Source organism: Kitasatospora sp. NPDC050463 (genome assembly GCF_040655255.1).
GTDB lineage: Bacteria > Actinomycetota > Actinomycetes > Streptomycetales > Streptomycetaceae > Kitasatospora.
This window is the reverse complement of the sequence record NZ_JBFAJO010000007.1, coordinates 104925-130964: the sequence shown is the minus strand read 5'-3', so window position 1 is coordinate 130964 and position 26040 is coordinate 104925. Positions and strand designations below refer to the sequence as shown.

General features: G+C 73.8%; 24 protein-coding genes. 11 read left to right on the top strand and 13 right to left on the bottom strand.

Annotated elements, in window-relative coordinates:
* The 5 genes from thiO (at position 1) to AB0J08_RS07045 (ending at position 5547) form a co-directional block, all read left to right on the top strand.
* A complete protein-coding gene (gene thiO / locus AB0J08_RS07065; protein WP_360628137.1) occupies positions 1-1161 on the top strand; it encodes a glycine oxidase ThiO in 1161 nt (386 codons plus the stop codon).
* Positions 1158-1367, top strand: a complete 210-nt coding sequence (thiS, locus tag AB0J08_RS07060) for a sulfur carrier protein ThiS (RefSeq protein ID WP_360628134.1) — start codon at positions 1158-1160, stop codon at positions 1365-1367. Before thiO ends, thiS begins: the two co-directional genes overlap by 4 nt.
* A 2-nt stretch (positions 1368-1369) precedes the next feature.
* Positions 1370-2167, top strand: coding sequence for a thiazole synthase (locus AB0J08_RS07055; protein ID WP_360628131.1), 798 nt, complete (start codon positions 1370-1372; stop codon positions 2165-2167).
* Positions 2168-2268: 101 nt separating this feature from the next.
* Positions 2269-4035: a Stk1 family PASTA domain-containing Ser/Thr kinase gene (gene pknB / locus AB0J08_RS07050; protein ID WP_360628277.1), complete on the top strand. Its 1767-nt coding sequence runs from the start codon at positions 2269-2271 to the stop codon at positions 4033-4035.
* A 141-nt stretch (positions 4036-4176) separates the two neighbouring features.
* Complete coding sequence (locus AB0J08_RS07045) at positions 4177-5547, top strand: FAD-binding oxidoreductase (RefSeq protein WP_360628128.1); 1371 nt, start codon at positions 4177-4179, stop codon at positions 5545-5547.
* Positions 5548-5556: 9 nt separating this feature from the next.
* Here the strand turns inward: AB0J08_RS07045 and AB0J08_RS07040 are convergent, their stop codons facing one another.
* A complete protein-coding gene (locus AB0J08_RS07040) occupies positions 5557-6186 on the bottom strand; it encodes a sulfite oxidase-like oxidoreductase (protein WP_360628125.1) in 630 nt (209 codons plus the stop codon).
* 218 nt (positions 6187-6404) lie between these two features.
* Between AB0J08_RS07040 and bfr the strand changes: the two genes are divergently transcribed.
* On the top strand, positions 6405-6884 hold the full coding sequence (bfr, locus tag AB0J08_RS07035; RefSeq protein ID WP_360628122.1) for a bacterioferritin: 480 nt from the start codon (positions 6405-6407) through the stop codon (positions 6882-6884).
* A gap of 15 nt (positions 6885-6899) precedes the next feature.
* On the opposite strand, the gene AB0J08_RS07030 is transcribed toward bfr, so the two are convergent.
* Complete coding sequence (locus AB0J08_RS07030; RefSeq protein ID WP_360628120.1) at positions 6900-7181, bottom strand: (2Fe-2S)-binding protein; 282 nt, start codon at positions 7179-7181, stop codon at positions 6900-6902.
* A 191-nt stretch (positions 7182-7372) separates the two neighbouring features.
* Positions 7373-8710, bottom strand: a complete 1338-nt coding sequence (locus AB0J08_RS07025; protein ID WP_360628117.1) for a class II 3-deoxy-7-phosphoheptulonate synthase — start codon at positions 8708-8710, stop codon at positions 7373-7375.
* A gap of 302 nt (positions 8711-9012) precedes the next feature.
* On the opposite strand from AB0J08_RS07025, the gene AB0J08_RS07020 reads away from it, so the two are divergent.
* Positions 9013-10971 (top strand): anthranilate synthase family protein, encoded by a 1959-nt coding sequence (locus AB0J08_RS07020; protein ID WP_360628114.1) that lies wholly within the window; start codon positions 9013-9015, stop codon positions 10969-10971.
* A 70-nt stretch (positions 10972-11041) separates the two neighbouring features.
* On the opposite strand, the gene AB0J08_RS07015 is transcribed toward AB0J08_RS07020, so the two are convergent.
* The 3 genes from AB0J08_RS07015 to AB0J08_RS07005 are packed head-to-tail and all read right to left on the bottom strand — an operon-like array spanning position 11042 to position 13799.
* Complete coding sequence (locus tag AB0J08_RS07015; RefSeq protein ID WP_360628274.1) at positions 11042-11740, bottom strand: response regulator transcription factor; 699 nt, start codon at positions 11738-11740, stop codon at positions 11042-11044.
* Positions 11741-11762: 22 nt separating this feature from the next.
* Complete coding sequence (locus tag AB0J08_RS07010) at positions 11763-12953, bottom strand: DUF5931 domain-containing protein (protein ID WP_360628111.1); 1191 nt, start codon at positions 12951-12953, stop codon at positions 11763-11765.
* 27 nt (positions 12954-12980) lie between these two features.
* Positions 12981-13799, bottom strand: a complete 819-nt coding sequence (locus AB0J08_RS07005; RefSeq protein ID WP_360628108.1) for a lysophospholipid acyltransferase family protein — start codon at positions 13797-13799, stop codon at positions 12981-12983.
* Between the two features lie 191 nt (positions 13800-13990).
* Between AB0J08_RS07005 and AB0J08_RS07000 the strand changes: the two genes are divergently transcribed.
* Both AB0J08_RS07000 and AB0J08_RS06995 read left to right on the top strand, forming a co-directional pair.
* Positions 13991-14785, top strand: a complete 795-nt coding sequence (locus tag AB0J08_RS07000; RefSeq protein ID WP_360628105.1) for an alpha/beta fold hydrolase — start codon at positions 13991-13993, stop codon at positions 14783-14785.
* 10 nt (positions 14786-14795) lie between these two features.
* The gene (locus AB0J08_RS06995) at positions 14796-15533 is read left to right on the top strand and encodes a hypothetical protein (protein ID WP_360628102.1); all 738 of its coding nucleotides are present in this window, start codon (positions 14796-14798) and stop codon (positions 15531-15533) included.
* An 83-nt stretch (positions 15534-15616) separates the two neighbouring features.
* Here AB0J08_RS06995 and AB0J08_RS06990 read toward each other — a convergent pair whose 3' ends face one another.
* From AB0J08_RS06990 to AB0J08_RS06970, 5 genes are all read right to left on the bottom strand, one after another.
* The gene (locus AB0J08_RS06990) at positions 15617-16360 is read right to left on the bottom strand and encodes an endonuclease/exonuclease/phosphatase family protein (RefSeq protein ID WP_360628099.1); all 744 of its coding nucleotides are present in this window, start codon (positions 16358-16360) and stop codon (positions 15617-15619) included.
* Positions 16361-16487: 127 nt separating this feature from the next.
* On the bottom strand, positions 16488-17432 hold the full coding sequence (locus AB0J08_RS06985; protein ID WP_360628096.1) for an ROK family glucokinase: 945 nt from the start codon (positions 17430-17432) through the stop codon (positions 16488-16490).
* Between the two features lie 192 nt (positions 17433-17624).
* Positions 17625-17984: a DUF5304 family protein gene (locus tag AB0J08_RS06980; protein ID WP_360628093.1), complete on the bottom strand. Its 360-nt coding sequence runs from the start codon at positions 17982-17984 to the stop codon at positions 17625-17627.
* A 193-nt stretch (positions 17985-18177) separates the two neighbouring features.
* Positions 18178-19350: an ArsA-related P-loop ATPase gene (locus tag AB0J08_RS06975; RefSeq protein ID WP_360628090.1), complete on the bottom strand. Its 1173-nt coding sequence runs from the start codon at positions 19348-19350 to the stop codon at positions 18178-18180.
* A gap of 25 nt (positions 19351-19375) precedes the next feature.
* Positions 19376-19810 carry an SRPBCC family protein gene (locus tag AB0J08_RS06970; RefSeq protein ID WP_360628087.1) on the bottom strand — a complete coding sequence of 145 codons (435 nt, stop codon included), beginning with the start codon at positions 19808-19810 and terminating at the stop codon, positions 19376-19378.
* Positions 19811-20131: 321 nt separating this feature from the next.
* Here AB0J08_RS06970 and AB0J08_RS06965 point away from each other — a divergent pair, with 321 nt between their 5' ends.
* Positions 20132-21925, top strand: a complete 1794-nt coding sequence (locus AB0J08_RS06965; protein WP_360628084.1) for an AMP-dependent synthetase/ligase — start codon at positions 20132-20134, stop codon at positions 21923-21925.
* 46 nt (positions 21926-21971) lie between these two features.
* Here AB0J08_RS06965 and AB0J08_RS06960 read toward each other — a convergent pair whose 3' ends face one another.
* On the bottom strand, positions 21972-23108 hold the full coding sequence (locus tag AB0J08_RS06960) for a glycosyltransferase family 4 protein (RefSeq protein WP_360628081.1): 1137 nt from the start codon (positions 23106-23108) through the stop codon (positions 21972-21974).
* 244 nt (positions 23109-23352) lie between these two features.
* Between AB0J08_RS06960 and AB0J08_RS06955 the strand changes: the two genes are divergently transcribed.
* Positions 23353-24777 (top strand): glycosyltransferase 87 family protein, encoded by a 1425-nt coding sequence (locus AB0J08_RS06955; protein ID WP_360628078.1) that lies wholly within the window; start codon positions 23353-23355, stop codon positions 24775-24777.
* Positions 24778-24848: 71 nt separating this feature from the next.
* Here the strand turns inward: AB0J08_RS06955 and AB0J08_RS06950 are convergent, their stop codons facing one another.
* The gene (locus tag AB0J08_RS06950; RefSeq protein WP_360628075.1) at positions 24849-25994 is read right to left on the bottom strand and encodes a hypothetical protein; all 1146 of its coding nucleotides are present in this window, start codon (positions 25992-25994) and stop codon (positions 24849-24851) included.
* Positions 25995-26040 lie beyond the last annotated feature (46 nt).

Genomic DNA, 26040 nt, shown 5'->3' with positions numbered 1-26040 from the left:
TTGGCAGCAGGTACCCATGCCGACGTGCTGGTCATCGGCGGCGGCATCATCGGCCTCGCCGTCGCCTGGCGGGCGGCCCGGCTCGGGGTGAGGAACATCGCCGTGGTCGACCCGGACCCCGGCGGCGGCGCCGCCCGGGTCGCGGCCGGCATGCTCGCCCCCGTCACCGAACTCCAGTACGGCGAGGAGCCGTTGCTACGCCTCGGGATGGCCTCCAACGAGCGGTACGCGGCCTTCGCCGCCGAACTCGCCGAGGCCTCCGGCGGTCAGGACACCGGCTACCGCCAGTGCGGCACCGTCGCCGTCGCCCTCGACTCCGACGACCGCGAGGAACTGCGCGAACTGCACGCCTTCCACCGGCGGCTCGGCCTCGACTCGCAGTGGCTGACCGGCCGGGAGGCCCGCAAGCTGGAGCCGATGCTCGCCCCGGGCGTCCGCGGCGGCCTGCACGTCACCGACGACCACCAGGTGGACGGCCGCCGGCTGGCCAGGGCCCTGGTCCTCGCCTGCGAGCGGGCGAACGTACGACTGCACCGCGCCGAGGCCACCGAGCTGCTGGTCGAGGGAGGCCGGGCCGTCGGCGCCCAGCTGGGCACGCGGGAAACCCTGACCGCCGACCGGATCGTGCTGGCCGCCGGCTCCCGCAGTCATCTGCTGCCCGGCCTGCCCGAGGGCGTGCTGCCGGCGATCCGCCCGGTGAAGGGCCAGATCCTGCGGCTGCGGATCCCGCCCGCCTACCGGCCGTTCCTCTCCCGCAACGTCCGCGCGGTGGTGCGCGGTCAGCACCTCTACCTGGTGCCACGCGAGAACGGCGAGCTGGTGATCGGCGCGACCAGCGAGGAGCAGGGCTACGACACCACCGTCACCGCCGGCGGGGTGTACGAGCTGCTGCGCGACGCCCACGAGCTGGTCCCCGGCATCACCGAGCTGCCCCTGGTGGAGACCTCCGCCGGGCTGCGCCCGGGCTCGCCGGACAACGCCCCGCTGCTCGGGCCGACCGCCCTGCCCGGCCTGGTCGCCGCCACCGGCCACTACCGCAACGGCGTGCTGCTCACCCCGGTGACGGCCGACCTGGTCGCCGAACACCTGGTCACCGGCGCGACGCCCGAGCTCGCCGCGCCGTTCTCCCCCACCCGCTTCACCACGAAGGCCCCCGCATGAGCGAGATCGAACTCACCGTCAACGGCGAGCCCCGCCGGGTGCCCGCCGACACCACCCTGGCCGAGGTGGTGACCACCCTCAGCCAGGCCAACTCCGGCGTCGCCGCGGCGCTCAACGAGGCCGTGGTGCCGCGCGGTTCGTGGCCGCTGACCCGGCTGGCCGCCGGCGACCGGGTCGAGATCCTCACCGCCGTCCAGGGAGGCTGACCATGGCCGACGACGTGTTCTCCATCGCCGGGACGACCTTCGGCTCGCGCCTGATCATGGGCACCGGCGGCGCCCCCAGCCTGGAGGTCCTGGAGCAGGCCCTGCGGGTCTCCGGCACCGAGCTGACCACCGTGGCGATGCGCCGGGTCGACACCACCACCCAGGGCTCCGTCCTGGACGTACTGACCCGCAACGGCATCCGCGTCCTGCCCAACACGGCGGGCTGCTTCACCGCCGGCGAGGCCGTGTTGACGGCCCGGCTGGCCCGCGAGGCGCTCGGCACCGACTGGGTGAAGCTGGAGGTCATCGCCGACGAGCGGACCCTGCTGCCCGACCCGATCGAACTGCTGGACGCGGCCGAGACACTGGTCGACGACGGCTTCACCGTCCTGCCCTACACCAATGACGACCCGGTACTGGCCCGGAAGCTGGAGGACGTCGGCTGTGCGGCGATCATGCCGCTGGGCTCGCCGATCGGCTCCGGCCTGGGCATCCGCAACCCGCACAACTTCCAGCTGATCGTGGAGAGCGCGGGCGTCCCGGTGATCCTGGACGCGGGCGCCGGCACCGCCTCGGACGTCGCCCTGGCGATGGAGCTCGGCTGCGCCGCAGTGATGCTCGCCTCGGCGGTGACCCGTGCCCAGAAGCCGGTGCTGATGGCCGACGCGATGCGGCACGCCGTCGAGGCCGGCCGGCTCGCCCACCGGGCCGGCCGGATCCCGCGCCGCTTCCACGCCGAGGCCTCTTCGGCGATGGCCGGCCGGGCCGACCTGGACACCCGCGAGCACCCGGCGTTCTGAGCCCGGAGCGTCCGGGGTGTCACAAGCCGGGCACAGACCGCCCCGGGAGCGGTGCCTCCCGGGGCCGGGGCCGGCCCGCGCACTAGAATCGCCGGGTGGACATGGCCTTGCACGACCCCCTGATCGGTACCCTGCTCGACCGTCGGTACCGGGTCGAGCAGCGCATCGCGGCCGGCGGGATGTCCACCGTCTACCGGGGCACCGACACCCGGCTGGACCGGGTCGTGGCGGTCAAGGTGATGCACCCCTCGCTCGCCGGCGACGAGGACTTCACCGGCCGGTTCATCCGCGAGGCCAAGGCGGTGGCCCGGCTCGCGCACCCCAACGTGGTCAACGTCTTCGACCAGGGCGCGGACGGCGGCCACGTGTTCCTCGCGATGGAGTACGTACCCGGCCGGACCTTGCGCGACCTGCTGCGGGACCGGGGCGCACTGTCCATCCGGGCCGCCCTGGACGTCCTGGAGCCGGTGCTCGCCGCGCTCGGCGCCGCCCACCGGGCCGGTCTGGTCCACCGCGACGTCAAACCGGAGAACGTGCTGATCACCGACGGCGGCCTGGTCAAGGTCGCCGACTTCGGCCTGGTCCGGGTGCTGAACGCCGGCGACGGCGCGGCGAGCTCCGGCACCGCGACCACCGGCACCGTCCTCGGCACCGTCTCCTACCTGGCCCCCGAGCAGATCCGCCCCGGCGCCGGGACCGACCAGCGGGTGGACGTCTACGCGGCCGGCATCCTGCTGTACGAGATGCTCACCGGCCACCGCCCGCACACCGGCGAGAACCCCGTCCAGGTCATGTACCGCCACCTGCACGAGGACGTTCCGGCGCCGTCGCTGACCGTGCCGAGCGTCGTCCCCGAGCTGGACGCGATAGTGGCCGGGGCCTGCGCGCGCGACCCGCGGGCCCGCCCGTACGACGCGGTCGAGCTGCTGGCCTCCCTTCAGCGGGCCCGCCGCGCGCTCACCCCCGCCCAGCTGGACGCCGAGCCGCCCGCCTCCACCCGGCCCAGCCCGCAGTACCCGACCAATGAGCCGACCTCGGTGATACGGCCGGCGGTCGTGGCGCCGCCGGTCGAGCGCACCAGCGTGCTGGACGTCCCGCCGGAGGTGATGGACCAGCTGCTCACCGAGCCGCGCCCGTACGACGAACCGCCGCCGGCGCGCACCCGGCGCCGCGGCCCGTGGCGCCGCCTCCCGCGCAAGCCGCTGATCTGGGCCTCCGTCCTGGCGGCCCTGGTGCTGCTGGTCGGCGGCACCACCTACGCGCTCTCCGGCGCGCTGTACACGACGGTGCCCGGTGTGATCGGCAAGGACCGCGCCGAGGCGCAGCGGATCCTGGACGGCGCGGGGATGCACGGTCGGTTCAGCGAGGTGTACAGCGAGAGCGTCCCGGCCGGGCAGGTGATCTCCACCGACCCCGGGGTCGGGGCGCGGGCCCGCAAGAGTGACGCGGTGGGTGTCACCGTCTCCCGGGGCCCGAAGCGGATCGCCGTCCCCGAGCTGGCCGGCCGGCCCGCCGAGCAGGCCGCCGCCGCCCTGACCGGGGCGCAGCTGGCGCGCGGTGGTGTCACCGAGACGTACCACGACACCGTGCCGGAGGGCTCGGTGATCAGCAGCTCGCCGGTGGCCGGGCAGCAGGTGCCGGAGAACACCCCGGTGTCGCTGGTGGTCAGCAAGGGCATGGTGCCCGTCCCGGACGTCACCGGGATGTCCAAGGACGACGCCGCGAAGGCGCTGCAGGCCGCCGGGTTCGCCATGCAGAGCAGCGGCGTCAACCTGTTCGGCACCGGCAAGGTCTCCAGCCAGTCTCCCGCCCCGGGCGAGCGCCGCCCGCAGCGCTCCGTGGTGACGGTCAACTTCCCTTTCCTCTAAGGATTTTGCCTGGCCTTGAGGCCAGCCGGCGTAGCGTGGGACCAGGCCTGCCCGGCCCCGCCTGCCACGGCCAGGAGGGTTGCGGCGCCGGGATCTCCGGACGGGGCTGCGCGGCGGCCGGTACCCGAGGATGTGGTCGCCATGGGCGGACGGTCCGTCGACGGCTTGAGGGAGCGCGTACGGGGTGCGGTGATCACCCCCGCGGACGAGGGCTACGAACAGGCCCGCCGGGTCTACAACGGCATGGTGGACCGCCGGCCGGCGGCGGTCGTCCGGGTGGCCCACGCCGGGGACGTGATGGCCGCCGTCGACTTCGCCCGGACGAACGCGCTGGAGCTGGCGGTACGCGGCGGAGCCCACAGCGCGCCCGGCTTCGGCACCTGCGACGACGGCCTGGTGATCGACTTCTCCGGCCTGCGCGGCGTCCGGATCGACCCGGTGCGCCGGACGGCCCGCTGCGAGGGCGGCGTCACCTGGGGCGATCTCAACGACGCCGGGTACGCCTTCGGACTGGGGGTGACCGGCGGGATCATCTCCACCACCGGCATCGCCGGGCTGACCCTCAACGGCGGCTTCGGCCACCTCGCCCGGGGGCTGGGGCTGAGCAGCGACAACCTGATCTCGGCCGACGTGGTCACCGCCGACGGGCGGTTCCGGACGGTGAGCGAGGAGGAGGAGCCGGACCTCTTCTGGGCCCTGCGCGGCGGCGGCGGCAACTTCGGCGCGGTGACGTCCTTCGAGTACCGGCTGAGCCCGGTCAAGGACGTGGTCGCCGGGCCGTTCGTCTACGAGCTGGAGCACGCGGCCGATGTGCTGCGGTTCTACCGCGAGTACATCCGGGAGGCCCCCGAACAGCTGGGCCTCTTCCCCGGCTTCCACCGGGCGCCGCCGCTGCCGTTCATCCCGGAGGACCGGGTCGGCGACCCCTTCATCCTGCTGATCCCGTGCTGGTCGGGGCCGCCGGAGCGGGCCGAGGAGGTCCTGGCCCCGCTGCGGGACGCCGCACCCGTGTTCGCCGAGGGGGTCGGCCCGGTGCCGTACCCGGCCTTCGCCTCGGCCTTCGACCCGCTGCTGCCGCCCGGCCTCCAGCAGTACTGGAAGGGCGTCTTCGCGAGCGAGCTGACGGACGGCGCGATCGCCGCGCACGCCGAGCACGGCCCGCTGGTGCCGACGGTCCACTCGGCGGTGCACATCTACCCGATCAACGGCGCCTGCCACCGGGTGCCCGCCGACGCGACGGCCTTCGCGCACCGGGAGGCGACCTTCGCCACCGTGCTCCTGGCGGCCTGGCCGGACCCGGCCGACGACGCGCCGAACACCGCCTTCGTCCGCGACTACTACGCCGCGCTCGCCCCGCACTCCGACGAGGGCGGCTACGTCGGCTTCATGGACCACGACGACCAGCACCGGATCGAGGCCAACTACCGCGGCAACTACACCCGCCTGGCGGAGCTGAAACGGCGGTACGACCCGGGCAACCTGTTCCACCTGAACCAGAACATCCGGCCCTAGGGTCCGGGTCTACCGCAGCGGGCCGTCGCCCGGCTCCTCCTGGTAGGAGTAGCGCTGCTCGCGCCAGGGGTCGGCCAGGTTGTGGTACCCGCGCTCCTCCCAGAAACCGCGCCGGTCGGCCCGCATGTACTCGACCGCCCGCACCCACTTGGGCCCCTTCCAGGCGTAGAGGTGCGGGACGACCAGCCGGACGGGGAAGCCGTGCTCGGCGGTGAGCGGCTCGCCGTTGCGGTGGGTGGCGAAGAGCGTCGCGGGGTCGGCGAAGTCGGCCAGCCGCAGGTTGGCGCTGTAGCCGTACTCGGCCCAGACCATCACATGGGTGACGCCGGGCGCCGGAGGCACCTCCTCCAGCACGGCCGAGGCCGACACGCCCGTCCAGTCGCTGCCGAGGATCGAGAACTTGGTCACGCAGTGGAAGTCGGCGTGGACCGTCGTACGGGGCAGGGCGTTGAAGCCGGCGAAGTCCCAGCGGTGCTTCTCCGCCGAGGCGGTGGCACCGAACACCTGGAAGTCCCAGGCCAGCGGCTTGAAGCGGGGTACGGGCCCGTAGTGCAGGGCGGGCCAGCCACGCTGCGTCCGCTGCCCCGGGGGGAGTCTCGGGTCAGACGGCGGAAGTGGTTCTTGTTCGGACTGACCCATGGCTCCATGGTGACAGACGGCGGACAACGCCCGACGCGCGCCCCTTTCGGGCGCCGTGCGCCCCGCCCGGACGGCCCAATGAGAGACCAAATCGGATATTCCGACACATGTCCTAGTGAGTGTGAACTTACTGGAATTTCGCCCCGGCGCGGTGCCAGGATGCGTGCAGCCGGAGGGTACGGCCGTGAGTCCCGGACGCGAAGCAGGAAGGCACCGCCATGAAGGGCGACACAGAGGTCATCGAATTCCTCAACGAGCAGCTCACCGCCGAGCTGACCGCCATCAACCAGTACTTCCTGCACGCGAAGATGCAGGAGAACTTCGGCTGGACCAAGCTCGCCAAGTACACCCGGCACGAGTCCTTCGACGAGATGAAGCACGCCGAGGTGCTCACCGACCGGATCCTCTTCCTGGACGGGCTGCCCAACTACCAGCGGCTCTTCCACGTCCGGATCGGCCAGACGGTCAAGGAGATGTTCGAGGCGGACCGCCAGGTCGAGGTCGAGGCGATCGACCGGCTGAAGCGCGGGATCGTGGTGATGCGCGCCAAGAACGACGTCACCTCGGCGAACATCTTCGAGTCCATCCTGGCCGACGAGGAGCAGCACATCGACTACCTCGACACCCAGCTGGAACTCCTGGAGAAGCTCGGGGAGGCACTCTACCTCGCCCAGCTGATCGAGCAGCCGGAGTCCTGAGCCCCGGCCGTGCCCTCAGGCCGCGCGCAGCGACCGGGCCGGCGGGGCGACCGGAGCCCCGGCCCCGTCCTGCGGCTCGGCCTCCGAGTCGGCCAGGCCCAGCTTGGCCGCCAGGCGGGCGGTCGGGCAGGGCCGCGCGCCGTGCTCGCCGAGCAGTGCCTGGATGCGCCGGACGCAGGACCCGCAGTCGGTGCCGGCCTTGCAGCCCCGGGCTATCTGGCGCGGGGTGTTGGCACCCGCGTCGATCTCCTTCTTCACCTGGGCCTCGGTGACCGCATGGCACATGCACACGTACATCGCGGGCTCTCCCGGGGTGGTGCGAGGGCGACTGGCTCGAATCGATCTTGACTAAGGCATGCCTTAGCTCACTAAGCCTTACCTTACCCGGCGATCCGGGCCTGAAAAAGCCCCTCCGGGCTCGGGAATCCCGAATCCGGAGGGGCTTTCGTCACATCTGGCCGGCCGCGGGGCCCGCCGGGGGCGACGGCTCAGTTGCCGCCGCGGTACATCTCGGCCACCAGGAAGGCGAGGTCCAGCGACTGGCTGCGGTTGAGCCGCGGGTCGCAGGCCGTCTCGTAGCGCTGGTGCAGGTCGTCGACCAGCACCTCGTCGCCACCGCCGACGCACTCGGTGACGTCGTCGCCGGTCAGCTCCACGTGGATGCCGCCCGGGTGGGTCCCGAGGGCACGGTGCACCTCGAAGAAGCCCTTGACCTCGTCGAGCACGTCGTCGAAGCGACGGGTCTTGTGGCCGCTGGAGGCCTCGAAGGTGTTGCCGTGCATCGGGTCGCAGATCCAGACCGGCTGGGCACCGGAGGCGGTGACCTTCTCCACCAGGGTGGGCAGGTGCTCGCGGATCTTGCCCGCGCCCATCCGGGTGATGAAGGTGAGCCGACCGGGCTCGCGCTCCGGGTCCAGCTTCTCGATCAGGGTGAGCGCCTCGTCGACCGAGGTGGTCGGGCCGAGCTTCACCCCGATCGGGTTGCGGATCCTGGACGCGAACTCGATGTGCGCGTGGTCCAGCTGGCGGGTGCGCTCACCGATCCAGACCATGTGGCCCGAGACGTCGTACAGCTCGCCGGTGCGCGAGTCCACGCGGGTCAGCGCGGTCTCGTAGTCGAGGATCAGCGCCTCGTGCGAGGAGTAGAACTCGACCGTCTTGAACTCCTCCGGCGCCACGCCGCAGGCGTTCATGAACGCCAGCGCGTTGTCGATCTCGCGGGCGAGCTGCTCGTAGCGCTGGCCGGCCGGCGAGTTGCGCACGAAGTCCTGGTTCCAGGCGTGCACCTGGCGCAGGTCCGCGTACCCACCGGTGGTGAAGGCGCGGACCAGGTTGAGCGTCGCGGCGGACGCGTTGTACATCCGCTTCAGGCGCTCCGGGTCCGGGTTGCGGGACTCGGGGGTGAAGTCGAAGCCGTTCACCGAGTCGCCGCGGTAGACCGGCAGCGTCACGCCGTCACGGGTCTCGGTCGACTTGGAGCGCGGCTTGGAGTACTGGCCGGCGATCCGGCCGACCTTCACCACGGGGACGGAGGCGGCATACGTCAGCACGGCCGCCATCTGCAGCAGGGTCTTCAGCTTGTTCCGGATGTGCTCGGCCGAGACACCGTCGAAGGCCTCGGCACAGTCACCGCCCTGCAGGAGGAACGCCTCACCACGCGCCACGGCACCGAGCCGGGCGCGCAGCTGGTCGCACTCGCCCGCGAAGACGAGCGGCGGATAGGAGGCGAGCTCCGCAAGGGTCTTGCGCAGAGCCTCGTGGTCCGGCCATTCAGGCTGCTGCGCCGCGGGCAGGGACTGCCAGGGGTGGGGATTCGTCACGGTCACACGGCAAGGCTACGGGGTGGGACAACCGATTTGTGACCGCCGCTCGGTGGGTGAGACACCCGGTGGACATTCGTGTGAGGCGCCTCACGCCGCCCGCCGGATCCGCTACTCTCGACGCATGAACACGCCGCACACCTTCTCCTGGTGGTGGGCCGACCCCTCGGGTGGCCCACAGAACGCGCGTTCCTAGACGAACACGACGGCCGCCCCTCGGGGCGGCCGTCGGCGTTTGCGCAGACGGCCCTCCCGGGAGCGGAACCCCGAGTCACCGCACCCCGCCCTCCCGGAAGGAAGCCGCCACCGTGACCACCGCTGCCGACCTGCTCGCCCGCCTCACCGGCCCCGACGCCCCGGCGTTCGCCCTGCTGCACCGCCGCGCCCCCCGGCTCGCCCCGGACACCGTCGAGGTGCTGCTGGGCACCGTCGACGGCTACGAGCGCCTCGCCGACCTGCCGGTCCGAGCGGGCGTCCCGGCCGACGGCCCGGTGCACGACCTGCTCGCGCTCGTCCCCTACCGGCAGATCCGCGAGCGCGGTTTCGAGGCGGTGGACGACGCCACCCCGTTGCAGGCGCTGTCGGTGACCGAGCAGTACGCCCTCCCGCTGGCCGAACTGACCCGCGCGCTCCCGCAGGTGCCGTTCACGCTGACCGGCGGCGCGTTCGACATCGACGACCAGGAGTACGCCGGCATCGTCCGCCGGGTGATCGCGGAGGAGATCGGGCGCGGCGAGGGCGCCAACTTCGTGATCCGGCGCGACTTCACCGCCACCCTGGAGGCCCCCGGCGGAGCCGCAGACGGACACTGCTCCCCCGCGCTCGCGCTCACGCTCTTCCGCCGGCTGCTGGAACAGGAGCGCGGCGCCTACTGGACCTTCCTGGTGCACACCGGCGAGAGGGTGCTGGTCGGCGCCTCCCCCGAGGTGCACGTCCGCCAGAGCGGCGGCACGGTCGTGATGAACCCGATCTCCGGCACCTACCGCTATCCGGCCGGCGGCTCCGACATCGACTCGCTGCTCGCCTTCCTCCGCGACCCCAAGGAGCTGGAGGAGCTCACCATGGTGGTCGACGAGGAACTCAAGATGATGTGCACCGTCGGCGACCTCGGCGGCCAGGTGCTCGGCCCCCGGCTCAAGGAGATGTCCCACCTCGCGCACACCGAGTACGAGCTGCGCGGGCGCACCTCGCTGGACGTCCGCGAGGTGCTGAAGGAGACCATGTTCGCCGCCACCGTCACCGGCAGCCCGGTCCAGAACGCCACCCGGGTGATCAGCCGCTACGAGCGCGGCGGGCGCGGCTACTACGCCGGCGCGCTCGCCCTGATCGGCCGCTCGGCCAGCGGCGGTCAGCAGCTGGACTCCCCGATCTGCATCCGCGCCGCCGACATCGACCCGGCCACCGGCCGACTGGTCGTCCGGGTCGGGGCGACCCTGGTCCGCCACTCCGACCCGGACTCCGAGGTCGCCGAGACCCATGCCAAGGCCGCCGGGGTGCTCACCGCGATCGGCGCCCGCCCGGCCCCCGCCCGGGTGCCGAACCCGTCCGGCCCGCGGCTCGCCGACGACCACCGGGTCCAAGCCGCGCTGGACGCCCGGCGCGCCGACCTCGCCCCGTTCTGGCTGCGGATGCAGGAGCCGGCCCCGGTCACCCAGGCCGCGCCCACCCTGGTGGTGGACGGCGAGGACACCTTCACCTCGATGCTCGCCCACCTGCTGACCTCGCTCGGCCACCAGGTCACCGTGGCCCGGTTCGACGAGCCCGGCCTGCGCGCACGGGTCGCCGCCCACCCCGGCCCGCTGGTGCTCGGCCCCGGCCCTGGGGACCCGGCCGCCGCCGACGACCCCAAGATGGCCGTGCTGCGCCCGATCGTCGCCGACGCGCTGGCCGCCGTCCGCTCCGGCGCCCGCACCGCGCCGCTGCTCGCCGTCTGCCTGAGCCACCAGCTGCTCGCGGACGTCCTCGGCCTGCCGCTGACCCGCAAGGTCGTGCCCCACCAGGGCGCGCAGGAGACGATCGACCTCTTCGGCGCCCGGCACACGGTGGGCTTCTACAACACCTTCACCGCGCGCTGCTCGGACGAGGACGCGGCCCGGCTCGCCGCCGAGGGCGTCGAGGTCTCCCGGGACGCGCTGACCGGTGACGTCCACGCGCTGCGCGGCCCCGGCTTCGCCGGCCTGCAGTTCCACCCGGAGTCGGTGCTCACCCGGGACGGGGTCGGCATCGTCGCCGGCCTGCTGCGGGCGGCCGCCGCCGTCCGCGGCTGAGGCCCCGGCGGGGCGTGCCGGACGGCGCGCCCCGCCCGGGACCGATCGCGTCGGACCGCGTCAGACCGCGTCAGATCTCGTCGTCCAGGCCCTGCTCGATCGCGTACCGGACCAGCTCGACCCGGTTGTGCAGCTGGAGCTTGCCGAGGGTGTTCTGGACGTGGTTCTGCACCGTGCGGTGGGAGAGCACCAGCCGGTCGGCGATCTGCCGGTAGGACAGGCCCTTGGCGACGAGCCGCAGCACCTCGGTCTCCCGCGCCGTCAGCTGGGGGGCGGCGGGGGCCGTCGGGGTGCCCGGTTCGGCGGCCAGCCGACGGAACTCGCCGAGCACCAGCCCGGCCAGGCCCGGGGTGAAGACCGCGTCGCCGACGGCGGTGCGGCGCACCGCGTCCAGCAGTTCCTCGCGGCCGGCCGACTTCACCAGGTAGCCGGTCGCCCCGGACTTCACCGCCTCCAGCACGTCCGCGTGCTCACCGCTCGCGGAGAGCACCAGGACGCGCACCGAAGGGTCCTGGGCGACCACCTGGCGGCAGGCCTCGGCACCGGACAGGCCGGGCAGGTTGAGGTCGAGCACCACCACCTGCGGGGTGCAGGCGCGGGCCCGGCGGACGGCCTCCTCGCCGTCCCCGGCGGTGGCCACCACGTCCAGCCCGGCCTCGGCGAGGTCGCGCGAGACGGCGTCGCGCCACATCGGGTGGTCGTCCACGACCATCACCCGCACCGGCGCCTCGGCGGCCGCCGGCCGGCCGGTCGTCGGCCGCTCTGCCATCGGCTGGTCGGTCATCGGCTGGTCAGTCATCAGAAACCTTCCTCGGGACGCGCAGTTCGACCTCGACCCCCTCCCCGGGCACCGAGTACAGCTCGGCAGTACCGCCGAGGTCCAGCAGCCGGCCGCGGATCGACTGGGAGACGCCCAGCCGGCCGGCCTGCTCCGCCTCGCCGAGCCGGCCGGGCGCGAAGCCCGGCCCGTCGTCGCGGATGCTGACCGTGACGGCCTGCGGCTCGTCCTCCAACAGGATCCAGGCGCGCGCCCCGGGACCGGCGTGCCGACGGACGTTGTCCACCGCGGCGCCGACGGCCGCGGCCAGCTCGCCGGCCGCCGGGCCGGGCAGCAGGACCGGGGTGCCGGGGGCGGAGAGGGTGATCCGCTCGTCCGTGTGGGGGCCGAGCAGGGTGCGCAGGTCCTGCGGCTCCAGCGGCGCGCGCTGGGCGGGCAGCGGGCCGCCGCTCATCAGAGCCCGCAGCGCGCGCTCCTGTTCCCCGGCCAGTCGGCCGAGCTCGGCGAAGTCCGCCTCCCGGCCGGTGCCCTGCTCGGCGCCGCGGCGCTGGACCAGGGCGAGCACCTGGAGCACGCCGTCGTGGATGTCCCGGGAGAGCCGCTCGCGCTCCCGGTTCGCGGCCTCGACCTGGAGCGCCCGGGTCAGCGTCGCCTCGCTGGCGCGGGCGAGTTCGATGACGTAGCCGATCGCGCAGCCGGCCACCATCAGCAGCACGATGTTGTGGATGTTGTCGCCGGTCGGACCGCCGTGGCCGAGGATGTTGGCCACCCCGATCACCGACCCGGCCGCCGCCGCCCAGCGCCAGCCGCCCCGGCCCGCGAAGCCCAGGACGGTGCCGGCCGCCCAGATGGTGGGCAGGGTGGGCGCGCCGTGGCTGATCCGGGCCGGATCGTCGGTCATCCCGCTCATCACGATGCCGGTGACGACGAGGGTGAGGTCGGTGCCGAGCACGTACCAGGTGCAGCGCTGCGGTCCGGCGAAGGCGCGGGTACTGGCCAGCGTCCAGAGCGTCAGCGCGCCGAGGTAGATCCAGCCGGCGACGGGGTGCAGGAAATCCAGGTAGGAGTTGAAGTAGCGCAGCACCGCGTAGCAGAGCGCCAGCATCCGGAAGAACGAGATGGCCCGCCAGAGCGGCAGTTCGACGGACATGCCGCCGGCCGCGACCGCTGCGCCGACCGACCCCGTTCTATTGCCGTCCGTCATCTCCGCGCCCCTCCCCGGCGGGCGGGCCTACGCCGACCCGCTCTCCTTCTGCTCCTGCTCGGCGGCCTTCTGGGCCTTCTCCGCCTCGGCCTTCTCGGCCTTGGCGGCGGCCTGTTCGGCCTTCTGAACGGCCTTGCGCTCGGCGTCGGCGCGCTTCTTGTCGTCGGCGATCTGCCGCTTGGCGGCGGTCGCGTAGATGTCCACGTACTCCTGGCCGGAGAGCCGCATGATCTCGTACATCACCTCGTCCGTCACCGAACGGAGGATGAAGCGGTCGTTCTCCATGCCGTGGTAGCGGGAGAAGTCCAGCGGACGGCCGATCCGGATGCCCGGACGGATGCCGAAGTTGGGCACCACCTGGCCGGGCGGCTGCACCTTCTCGGTGTCGATCATCGCGACCGGGATCACCGGCGCACCGGTGGCCAGCGCGACGCGGGCCAGGCCGCCGACCTTGCCGCGGTACAGCTTGCCGTCGGGCGAGCGGGTGCCCTCCGGGTAGACGCCGAACAGCTCACCGCGCTCCAGCACGGCGATCGCGCTGCGGATCGCCGCCTCGCCGGCGCCGCGCACACCCGAGCGGTCCACCGGCAGCTGGCCGACGCCCTTGAAGAAAGCGGCCGTCAGCTTGCCCTTCAGGCCGGGCGTGTTGAAGTACTCCGCCTTGGCGATGAAGGTCACCCGGCGCTTGATCAGCGCTGGGAAGAAGAAGGAGTCCGAGAACGAGAGGTGGTTGCTCGCGATGATCGCGGCACCCTCGGTGGGGATGTTCTCCTCACCCTCGATCCACGGCCGGAAGAAGATCCGTAGCAGTGGCGCGACGATCATCTTCATCAGTCGGTAGAACAACCCGGGCCTCCTGTTATGCGGACCGGTCGATCCTAATGCCCCGCGGCCACCGCCCGCGCCCCGCCCCGCCCCGGCGGGGTGTCCGGCAGGGGTGTACGGCGTGTGCGGGCCGTGGGACGATGCGGTTTCCGCAGCCCGCCGTTGCACCGCCCCCGTTTCCCAACGCGCCGCCGCCCGCGAAGGAGCCCGCCATGCCGCTGCTGCCCGGTGCCGAACCGTACCGCCACCGGGGCGGGCCGGTGGGTGTGCTGCTCTGCCACGGATTCACCGGCTCACCGCAGTCGCTGCGCCCGTGGGCCGAGGAACTGGCGGCGGCCGGGTTCACCGTCTCGCTGCCGCTGCTGCCCGGCCACGGCACCCGCTGGCAGGACATGCAGGTGACCCGCTGGGAGGACTGGTACGCGGAGGTCGAACGGGAGTTGCTGGCGCTGGCCGCCGAGTGCGAGCAGGTCTTCGTCTTCGCCCTGTCGATGGGCGGCGCACTGGCGCTGCGGCTGGCCGCGCTGCACGGCCCGGTGATCTCCGGGCTGGTGCTGGTCAACCCGTCGGTGCGTTCCGACAACCCCGCGAGTGTGCTGCTTCCGGTCCTGCGCCACCTGGTGCCGAGCCTGCCAGGGATCGCCGACGACATCGCCCGTCCGGGCTCGGTCGAGGTCGGCTACGACCGGACACCGCTGCACGCCGCCTGGTCACTGGCCCGGCTCTGGAAGGACGTCCGCCGGCGGCTGCCGCAGGTGACCCAGCCGGTGCTGCTCTTCCGCAGCCCGCACGACCACGTCGTCTCACCGGCCAACTCGGAACTGGTGTTGGCGCGGATATCCTCGACCGATGTGACGGAGCGGTTGTGCCAGCGCAGCTACCACGTCGCGACGCTGGACCACGACGCGGCGGAAATATTCGCGGCCGGCCAGGACTTCATCCGACGGCTGGCTCCCGCACACGCGGCGGGCGTCACCCGGGTCGAATCCGACGATCACCAAGGCTGAAGGGCCGGAAGTGCACGAGAGCAGCACGGCGGGCGGCGAGGACGAGGCGCCCCGCGAGGACGCGGAGAACACGAAGGCCGACGCCGCGAAGGCCGAGGCCGCCAAGGCCGACGAGGTGAAGGCCGAGGGTGCGAAGGGCGGGGGTGCGAGAGGCGGGGGCCCCGCGGGGGAGACCGCGGAGGCCGCTCCGGCGCCCGAACCGGCCCGGGTGCGGCGCGCGCCCGAGCGCAGCCAGGCCGAGCAGGACGCGATCTTCGCCGCGCTGGTCGCCCAGTTCGACGACCCCGTCGATCTCAACAACCCGAACTGGCCGGAGGTCGAGGACCACCGGGCGCGCGGCGGGTCCAAGGGCGGCTTCAAGGAGAACCCGGACCACCGCGCCGGCCCGGACGACCTCGCCGACCTGGCACCGCAGCCCCGGCCCCGCTCCGGCCGGCCGGTGATGCCGGCGGGCGGCTCGGGCCCGCGCGACTTCGAGCTGACCGAGGAGACGGACGAGGGCCACTTCGTCCCGCCGGAGCCGCCACCGCTGCCCGCCGCCGACACCACCGCCAAGTTCGCCTGGCTCGCCGTGCTCGGCGGGCCGGCCCTGCTGCTGTTCGACGCGGTGGTCTGGCGCGAGGTGGCCGGCTGGCCGGCCTGGGTCGGCGTGACCGCCTTCCTCGGCGGCTTCGTCACCCTGGTGGTCCGGATGAAGGAACGCGACGAGGACGAGCCGGAGGATCCGCACGGCGGCGCCGTCGTCTAGGCCCTGTCCGGCGTCGCGCGCGCCCGACCCGAGCGGCCGGACCCGGCCTCGGCCCGGTCCGGCCGCTCCTCGGGGCCAGGGGTTCAGCCGGCCGGGAGTTCCAGGACGGCGAGCACCGGCAGGTGGTCGGTGGCGGCCCGCAGATCGGCCTCGGTGACACCCGGCAGGCCGTGCGGCACTCCGCAGGCGAGGACCCGGATGCCGGGGCCGGCGAAGACGGCGTCGATCCGCTGGTAGGGGTTCTCCGGGACGGACGTGAAGGTGCCGCCCCAGGGCGCCGCGAGGTGGCCGTCCTGCAGCCGGCCGGCCAGCAGCCGCCAGCCGGCGCCGTCCGGGTGCTCGTTGAAGTCCCCCGCCACGACGCCGAGTTCGGCGATCTTCAGCTGGTCGAGCAGCAGCTCGAACTGGCCGTACCGCTCCTCGGCGTCCAGGCTCAGATGGCAGCTGGTGACAGTGAACGGCGCCGAGCCGGCCACCCGGACCAGCGCGCTCGCGATGCCGCGCGCGTGCAGCCCGCGGGTCTTGGGCAGCAGCCGGTCGTGGACGGCGAGCACCTCCACGCCGAGCCGGCCGAGCAGCAGCGGGCCGGCGGCGGTCCGGCCGCCGCCGGCCAGCACCACGGTGCCGGTCTGCTGCGCGAGCCAGGCCGCCCGGCCCTGCGGGCGCCAGTAGCGCGGTGACTCCTGGATGCAGACGACGTCCGGCTCGCAGGCCCGGATCACCCGAACGAGGGCATGCCGGTCGTCGCGCAGCGAGCGGATGTTGTAGCTGAGCAGCCGCAGCCGCCGCGGCCCGGGCGGCGGCAGGTCGGTCGGTCCGGTGGTCATGGCGGTCCTCCCCTTTCGTCCGGTGACGACCGTACGGCAGGGGCCCGCCGGGGCGGGCGGAACACGACGGCGGCGGCGCGACCGGGCTCGGGGGTCCGGTCGCGCCGCCGCCGTCGGCGGATCCGGCTCAGACGGTACGGGCCAGGTCCGCCGCACCGGCGATCCCGGCGGCGGAGCCCATCGAGGCGAGCACCACCTCGGCGCGCGGGCGGTGCACCCCGCCGGTCAGGTAGTGCTCGAAGGCCTTGGCGACCGGGTCGAGCAGCAGCCGGCCGGAGTCGGAGACCCCGCCGCCCAGCACGAAGACGGCCGGGTCGAAGAGCGCGGCGAGGTCGGCCATGCCCCGGCCCAGCCAGTCGGCCAGCTCCGCGTAGCACTCCAGGGCGAGCGGGTCGCCCGCCTCGGCCGCCTCGGTGATGTGGATGCCGCGGATGGTCTCGGCGACACCGTCGTTGAGCTCCAGCATCCGCCGGCCGCGCACCGGGTCGGCGGCGGCCATCTCCCGGCCGTAGCGGCGCAGCGCCCGGCCGGAGCCGTACTGCTCCCAGCAGCCCTTGCCGCCGCAGCCGCAGGGCAGGCCGTCGGGGACCATGTTGAGGTGGCCGATCTCGCCGGCCACGCCGAACCGGCCGCGGTGCAGCCGGCCGTCCAGCACGATCCCGCCGCCGATGCCGGTGCCGACGGTGATCAGCACCATGTCCGAGTACTCGGCGGCGGCGCCGAAGCGGAACTCGGCCCAGGCGGCGCAGTTGGCGTCGTTCTCGACCACGGTGTCCAGGCCGGCGAGCTCCTCGATCCGGCCGCGCAGCGGCTCGTCCTCCCAGTCGATGTTGGGGGCGAAGATCACCGTGGAGCGGTCGCGGTCGACGAAGCCGGGGGCGCCGACACCGGCCGCCACGACGTCGGGGTACTGCTCCTTGAGCTCGCGCACGGCCTGCGCGATGGCGTCGACCGCCCACTGCGGGTCGGCCGGGGTGGGCACCCTGGTCCGGGCCAGGATCTCGCCCGCCTCGTTGACCACGCCTGCCGCGATCTTGGTCCCGCCGACATCGACGCCGATGGTCAGAGCCATGTGTCCCTCAGCTATTCACTCGTTCCCGCTGGACGGAACGGTACCGCCCAACCCTGCTCCCGTACACACCGTCGCCTACATTAACCGAAGACAATTCGTAGCCAAGCTCGCTGATCAGCTTCAAAAGTCGTACATTCCGACCCGCTCCGTCACAGCGGGAGTCCACACCGTCACTACCCGGGGGTCAGGGCTTCACTGCTTGTCGGACGGTCCGTCAGGCGTGTCGAGATCGATCCGCTCGCTGCGGGCGCCGTCGCCGGCCGTCCAGCGGTACTCGTGGCCGGCCACGGCGGCCCGGTAGGCGGCCAGCAGCTCGCTGCCGGCGGCGGCCAGTCCGGTACCGGCGGCCGACAGGTGGTCGTACACCTCGGGCTGCTTCTCGCGCAGGCGGTCGGCGAGGCCGGCCAGCGAGATCAGGGTCTCGGCGCTCGTCTCCTGGGCCTTCTGGCCGACGACGGCGGCGAACCGGCGCACCTCGTCCACCAGCGGGCCCAGCTCCGGGCCGAACGGGTGCTCGGCGGCCTGCTCGGTGCGGTCGTCGGCAGTGGTCATCGCGGGCGTCTCCTCAGCTCCGGCCGCGCCTGCGGCCCCTGGGCCCGACGCTACCGGACCCCGCGACGGGCCCCGGACGAGCGCCGGACCGCCCCGGGCCGAAGGGCGCGCCGGTACCGAAGGGGAGAGGTGAGGGAGCGCCGACCGTCGGCACCGGGTCGGAGCGCCCGGCGGCGAGCGGGCGAGGGACAGCTCAGCCGCGCGGCCAGAGCGCCGGATCGGGCGCGAAGCGGACGGCGAGCGCCCCGTCCTGCAGGCCCGCGCCCGCGACCGTGCAGCGGCGCAGCGCCGAGGGCAGCGCGAGCACCCGCCGGTGGGCGCCGAGGCCGACCACGAGTTCGTCACCGCGTCGCACCAGGTCCAGGTCGGCCCGCTCCGCGCCGGGCAGTGGGAGGTGCCAGACCAGCAGCCCGTCCTCGGCCAGCCGGTCCTCGACGGTCCACGGCTCGGGGTCGAGCGGGGCCGGGCCGGGGCCGGTGCCGTAGAGGCGGTCGGCGACGGCCTCCAGGGTGACCTCGGCGAGCCCGGTGACCAGCACCGGGACGTCGCTCGCGGCGGCCAGCCCGGCCAGCTCCTCCTGCCGGCGGCGGGCCAGCCCGGCCAGCCAGGGGTCCGCCGAGTCGGCGGCGGCGTCCGGCAGCGCGCCGTGCACCACCACGGCGTCCGGCCGGTGGCCGTGCAGGGCCAGCCCGGCCCGGATCCGGCGCAGTTCCTCGAACGGGTGGGCGTCGGCGGCGGTGACCAGGCGGACGCCGGTGCCGGGCGCGGCGATCGCCGCGCGGGCCTCGGCGAGGGCGGCGGCCGCCTTGGTCCGGCCCTCGTAGAGCCAGTCGGCGGGCATCGGCACCCCGGCCAGACCGGCCAGCAGCGGGCGCAGCGCCCGGGCGGCCTGGCGCTGCTCGGGCACGAGCCGGGCCAGGTAGCGCTCCAGCTGTTCGGGCAGGGCGAGCGTGGCGATCAGCTCGGCGGGCGGCGGGGCGAGCACCACCAGGACGTCGGCCTCGGCGGCGGGCAGGGCGCGGAGCAGGGCGAGCCGGGCCGTGCCGGGCAGGGCGGTGAGCTCCTCGGGGTCGAGCGGCTCCGCGCCGAGCAGGTCGAGAGCGGGCTTGATCCGGCCGCCGATGTCGCCGAGGACGCGGCGGAACGCGGCCTGCTCGTCGATCCGGGCCACGGTCAGGCCGGGGGCGTACACGGCCGGTTCGGGCTCCAACCGCGTACCGAGGACGGTGTCCAGGGTGCGGTGCGGGTCGTCGGCGGCCAGCAGCAGGGTGCGCCGGCCCTGCCGGGCGGCGTGCAGGGCGGTGGCGGCGGCCACCATGGGCGCCGCCGCGTCGCCGCTGACCAGGATGGTGCGTGTCGCCGTCATGCCGTCCAGCCCCGTTTTCTCGGCGTCAACCTTCGACGCGCTTCTTCAGCCCGGCCAGGGCCCGGTCGATGATGACCTTCTCGGCCTTGCGCTTGATCATCCCGAGCATCGGGATCTTGACGTCGACGGCCAGCTGGTAGGTGACCTCGGTCCGGCCGCCGTCCAGCGGGGCGAGCGAGTAGGAACCGTCCAGCGAGCGGAGCATCTGGCTGCGCACCAGCGTCCAGCCGACCTCGCGGTCGTCGTCCCAGGTGTAGGCGAGGACGTGCTCGTCACGGATGGCGCCGGCGTCGAGCAGCAGGCGCACCTGGGCGGCGCGGCCGTTCTCGGCGGTCTCCAGCACCTCGACCTCCTTCACCTCGCCGGTCCAGGCCGGGTAGGCGGCGAAGTCGGCGATCACGGCCATGACCTTCGCCGGGGTCGCGTCGATGGTGATGCTCGACCTGGTGTGCTCCGCCATGGAATGGCCCTCCGCGTCGTCCCTTGCTGCCGGCCCGGCCGAGCCTGCTCGGTCGGGTGCGCCCGGAGCAGGCTATCGCGACCGGCGATCCCTCAGGTCCAGGGCTGTCAGGCGCGAAGTCCCGGGCCCGGGGGCACTCGCAGGCTACCGGCCGGTCACCGCCGGGCTGCCGTAGGGTGCCATTCGAACGACCCGGTCACGGCCTGGTCGGACCGGGTAAAGGTGTGACACTTCGAACACCGGAGCCGACCCCCCTGGTCGAAGCTGCCTACCGGGCAGTAACGTCCTGCCGTCCCGCAGCGTCGCGAACGAGGAGCAGTCTTGCTCGACTTCAGCCTTCCGGCCCTCTACCAGGTACCGAGCGGCGGTAACCTCTCCGACCTCGTGCACCAGAACGCCGAGCGACACCCGGACGTCGTGGTGCTCAGCCGCAAGGTGGACGGCCGGTGGCAGGGGTTGACCGCCGCCCAGTTCCTGGTCGAGGTGCACGCCGCCGCCAAGGGACTGATCGCCGCGGGCATCGAGCCCGGCGACCGGGTGGGCATCATGTCCCGCACCCGCTACGAGTGGACGCTGCTGGACTTCGCGATCTGGACGGCCGGCGCGATCACCGTGCCGGTGTACGAGACCTCCTCCGCCGAACAGGTGGAGTGGATCCTCGGCGACTCCGGGGCGGTGGCCGTGCTCACCGAGACCGCCCAGCACGCGGCGGTGGTCGAGGAGGTCCGGGCGCGTCTGCCGCTGCTGCGGCAGACCTGGCAGATCGAGGGCGGCGCGCTGGCCGCGCTGGCCGAGGCGGGGCAGCACGTCCCCGACACCACCGTCACCGAGCGCCGCTCGTTGGCGACGGCCGACTCGATCGCCACCATCGTCTACACCTCGGGCACCACCGGCCGCCCCAAGGGCTGTCAGCTGACCCACGCCAACTTCATGGCCGAGTGCGGCAACATCGTGGAGCGGCTGGCCCCGCTGTTCCGCACCGGCGAGAGCTCGGTCCTGCTCTTCCTGCCGCTGGCCCACGTGCTCGGCCGGATCGCGGAGATCGCCCCCGCGATGGCCCCGATCAAGCTCGGCCACGTGTCGGACATCAAGGACGTCACCGCCGAGCTGGCGGCGTTCCGGCCCACCCTGATCCTGGGTGTGCCGCGCGTGTTCGAGAAGGTCTACAACACCGCCCGGGCGAAGGCCCAGGCCGACGGCAAGGGCAAGATCTTCGACCGGGCCGCCGACACCGCGATCGCGTACAGCCGGGCGCTGGACGCCGGCGGTGCGGGCCTGGGCCTGCGGATCAAGCACAAGATCTTCGACAAGCTGGTCTACAGCAAGCTGCGCGCCGCGCTCGGCGGCCGGGCCACCCACGCGATCTCCGGCGGCGCCCCGCTCGGCGAGCGACTCGGCCACTTCTACCGGGGCATCGGCTTCACCGTGCTGGAGGGCTACGGCCTGACCGAGACCTGCGCGGCCACCGCCTTCAACCCGTGGGACAAGCCGAAGATCGGCACGGTCGGCCAGCCGCTGCCCGGCGCCGCCGTACGGATCGCCGAGGACGGCGAGGTCCTGTTCAAGGGCCCGCAGGTGTTCACCGGCTACTGGAACAACCCGCAGGCCACCGCCGACGCGCTGAAGGACGGCTGGATCTCCACCGGGGACATCGGCTCGCTGGACTCCGAGGGCTACCTCACCATCACCGGCCGCAAGAAGGAGATCATCGTCACCGCGGGCGGCAAGAACGTCGCCCCGGCCGTGATCGAGGACCGGATCCGCGCGCACGCGCTGATCGGCGAGGTGATGGTGGTCGGCGACCGCAAGCCGTTCATCGGCTGCCTGGTCACCGTGGACGAGGACTTCTTCCCCAAGTGGAAGGAGCTGAACGGCAAGCCGGCCACCGCCACGGTGGCCGAGCTGCGCGAGGACCCGGACCTGCTCGCCGCCGTCCAGGCCGCCGTGGACGACGGCAACGCCGCCGTCTCGCATGCCGAGGCCGTCAAGAAGTTCCGCCTGCTGGACACGGTCCTCTCCGAGGAGAGCGGCCACCTCACACCGTCGCTCAAGCTCAAGCGCAACCTCGTGCTGAAGGACTTCGCGGCCGACGTCGAGGCGATCTACCAGCGCTGACCGTACGGTGCGGGGCCCCGCCGCGGCGGGGCCCCGCACCGCGCCGTCAACCGGCCAGCAGCGAGGTGAGCCGCCCGGCGAGCAGGTCCCACCGCCAGGAACGGTCCACCCAGCGCCGGCCGGCCTCGCCGAGGCGCCGGCGCAGTTCCTCGTCGTTCAGCAGCCGGACGATCCGCTCGGCCGCGGCGGCCGGCGAGCCGCCCGACACCACGTAGCCGGTCTCGCCCTCCAGCACCGCGTCCGGCGCGCCGCCGGAGTCCCCAGCCACCACCGGCAGCCCGGTCGCCGAGGCCTCCAGGTAGACGATGCCCAGGCCCTCGACGTCCAGCCCGCCCCGCCGGGTGCGGCAGGGCATCGCGAAGACGTCCCCGGCGCCGTAGTGCGCGGGCAGCTCCGACCACGGCACCGCCCCGGTGAACCGCACCGCCGCGCGGACGCCCCGGGCCTCGGCGAGCTTCTCCAGGTCCGCCCGGTAGGGGCCGTCGCCGACGATCAGCAGCACGGTGTCCGGCACCTCGGCGAGGATCTGCGGCATCGCCTCGATCAGGGTGTCCTGGCCCTTGCGCGGCACCAGCCGGGAGACGCAGACCACCACCGGCCGGTCGGCGAGCCCGAGCCGGCGGCGCAGCTCGGCGCCGCCCGAGTCGGGGTGGAAGGTCCCCTCGTCGACCCCCGGCGGCAGCTGCACCATCCGGGCCGCCGCCTGCGGGCCGACCGCGTCGGCGATCCGGGAGCGGGTGTACTCGCCGAGGTAGGTGAGGGTGTCGGTGCCGGCGCCGATCCGGCGCAGCAGCTGCCGGGCCGCCGGGAGCTGGGCCCAGGCGGCCTCGTGCCCGTGCGTCATGCCGAGCAGCCGCCGGGCCCCGGCGCGGCGCAGCGCGGGTGCCATCAACCCGAGCGGGGCGGCCGCGCCGAACCAGACCGAGTCGCACTTCTCGGCCCGGAGGATCTCGGCGGCCCGGCGGGTGACCCGCGGTGTGGGAACCATCACCTTCGTCCGGTCGCGGATCACCGGGAACGGCTGTTCGGCGTCGAAGCGGGCGACCTCGCTGCCGTCACGCCAGGTCGACGCGTAGACCACCACGCTCCCGGCGGGCTGACGGACAGCCATGTTGTGGACGAAGGCCTGGATGCCGCCGGGGCGCGGCGGGAAGTCGTTGGTGACGATCAAGGTCTTGTGCATCAGGCCACGGCTCGCTCGGTCGGGGGGTGCTCGGTGTACCGCTGGGTGATCCGTACGATAGGTCAACACCATGACCCGCCGGGAACGGATCCGCGCACGGCAACCGTTTCACCCCCGGGTCTGTCCTAGAACCTAGGCAGCCGTTGTGGCCCCGCCGAACGTGGCGCCGCGCCCGGCACCGGCCGCCCGGGCGTCCGTCGCGCGGCGCCTCCGGTGGGACGTCCGAGACGAACGAGGGAGCGCAGTGGAGTTGGCCCCGGCCACCAAGTCCGGTTCACCCAGCGGCGCCGACGGACCCGGCACGGCGCTGGCCGTCCGCCAGGAGCCCGTACCGGCCCCCGCAGGCCCCTCCCGGCGTACCGGGGCACTCTGTGCGCTCGTCGGGACGTGGCTGGCCTCCCGGACGCTGCTGCTGCTGCTCGTGACCGGCGTGCTGCGGATGGCCGGCGGGGACATCACCACCGACGTCTGGCTGATCTACCACGGCTGGTACGGCGTCCTGCAGACCGGCACCTTCCCGCTGGACGACGTGACCTGGCAGTACCCGCCCGGCGCCGCCCTGGTGATCATGCTGCCCGGGCTGCTGCCCTGGTCCTACGTGGTCTCCTTCTGGGTGATCTGCGGGATCGCCGACGCCGTCGCGATGGCCCTGCTGGTGCGGACCGGACTGCGCAAGGGCCGGGCCCTGACCGGCGCCTGGGTCTGGGTGGCCGGCGTGCCGCTGCTCGGCCCGATGATCTACAACCGGTACGACGTCATCGTCACCGCGGTCGCGGTGGCCGGCCTGCTGGCGCTGATCCGCCGCCCGGCGATCGGCGGGCTCCTGCTGGGACTGGGCGGGATCATCAAGATCTGGCCGCTGATCGGCCTGATCGGCACCCCGTCCGGCCGCCGCACCCGCCGTGCGTGGACCGCCGCCGCGGCCACCGCCGTCTCGGTGGGCTTCCTGCTCGCGGCCGGGATGAACGGCGCGTTCGAGTTCCTGACCTTCCAGAAGGACCGAGGCGTCGAGGTGGAGTCGGTGGGCGCCCTGCCCCTGCACTTCGCCCGGATGGCCGGCGCCTGGGACGGCAGGGTGACGATGAACTACGGCTCGGTCGAGATGCTCGGGCCGTGGGTGTACGTGGTCGGCAAGGTCATGATGGCCGGCAGCCTGCTGGGCTTCGCCTGGCTGCTGCTCTGGCGCTTCACCTCCAAGCGCCGCAACGCGGCCACCATGTACGACGCGGCGCTGGCCGCGCTGCTGATCTTCACCGTGACCAGCCGGGTGATCAGCCCGCAGTACCTGGTCTGGCTGGTCGGCGTGGCGGCGGTCTGCCTGACCGTGCGCGGCACCAGCCAGCGGCCGGTGGCGCTGCTGATCCTGGCCGCGACGCCGTTGACCCTGGTGGAGTTCCCGCTGCTCTTCAGCGAACTGGTCGGCAGCGAGCCCTGGGCCGTCACCGCGCTGACCCTGCGCAACCTGCTGCTGCTGACCGCCGCCGGGCTCTCCTGCGTCCGGCTCTGGCGGTCGACCCGCGGGTCCGCCCAGCTCCCCGCCACCGTCGTGCTGGACCGCGCGGAGCCGGGGTCGGCCACCGGCTACCCGGTACGCCCGGGGATCGCGTACGAGCAGGACCTGCTGGACGGCATCGACCGGCCGGGACCGCCGGCCCAGCGACGCCGCTAGGGCCGCCCGCCCGCCCGGCGGGACCGGCAGGACGGGCCTCGGACGCCGGCGGGGCACCCGTGGCGTCGGGCCTACCCCGCGAGCCGGCGGACCTCGGCGACCCAGAGCTCGGTGAACTCGCCCAGTCCGAGCCCCAGCTCGTCCCGCAGGACGCGGTCCGACTGCTGCTCCCGGCCGGCACCCGCCCCCGCCGCGCCGACCGCCCGGTAGTAGGCGACCAGCCGGTCCGGCCCGAAACGGCGGGCGATCAGGTCACAGGCCAGCCAGGACTGCTCGTAGGCCTGGGCGATGCCGGCGGCTCCCGCGGTGAAGTCCCGGTCGGCGGGCAGCGCCGAGGGCACCTTCCCGGCGGCGACGTCACGGGCCAGCTCGGGGGCGATCTGCCGCGGGGAGCGGCCGGAGTCCCGGTAGCCGGTCCAGTCGGCGACGCCCTCGGAGAGCCAGAGCGGCGTCCAGGCGCGGGTGTCGGCCCGGGTCGCCACGTGCACCGCCTCGTGGGTGGTCACCACCTGGCGGCCGAAGTCGCTGAGCCCCCGATAGGCCTCGGGGTTGACCAGCACCCGGTCCGCCGGGGTGTGCCAGGGGGCGCCGGGCGCCGCGGTGGTGACGGCCGCCATGCCGGCCCAGCCGGCCGGGTCGGCGTCCAGCAGCCGGCCGAACTGCTCCTCGGTGGCGGGCAGCTCCAGCAGCAGCCGGCCCGCCCAGGCGGTCCCCCAGACGGCGGTGACGGCCGGGACGGCCCGGTCGGCCACGGCCGCGAGCTGCGCCGGGTCCGACCCGCCGGCCAGGCCGAGCACCAGGCAGTGCGCACCGCTCGCGGCCCGGACGGTCCCGAGGTCCCAGAGCGGCGCCGGCCCGCCGGTGCCCTCCTCCCGTTCGACCCGCCAGCCGTCGCCGGCACGCAGCAGTACCAGCCGGCGCGGGTGGACCACCGGGTACTCCTCGTAGCCGACCACCCGGACCGTCAGTTCGGCGGTGACGCCGAGCCAGTCCGGGCCACCGGCCGGCCCGAGCACGAGGTTCCGGTAGGCCGCCTCGACCGGGGGTGCGGCCGGCCCGGCGGTCAGCGCCCGGGCCCGCTCGGCCAGCAGAGCGGCCACCTCGGCCCGGTGGTCCGCCACCAGCGCGGCCACGGGGGCCGCCGGAGCGGCCCGCGGCAGCGAGAGCTGAGCCAGTCCACCCGCCGCGAGCAGCAGGGCACCGCGCCGGGACAGCACGCGGCGGCGTACCCCGGCTTCGGCGGGAGGTGTCGGGCCGGGCCGG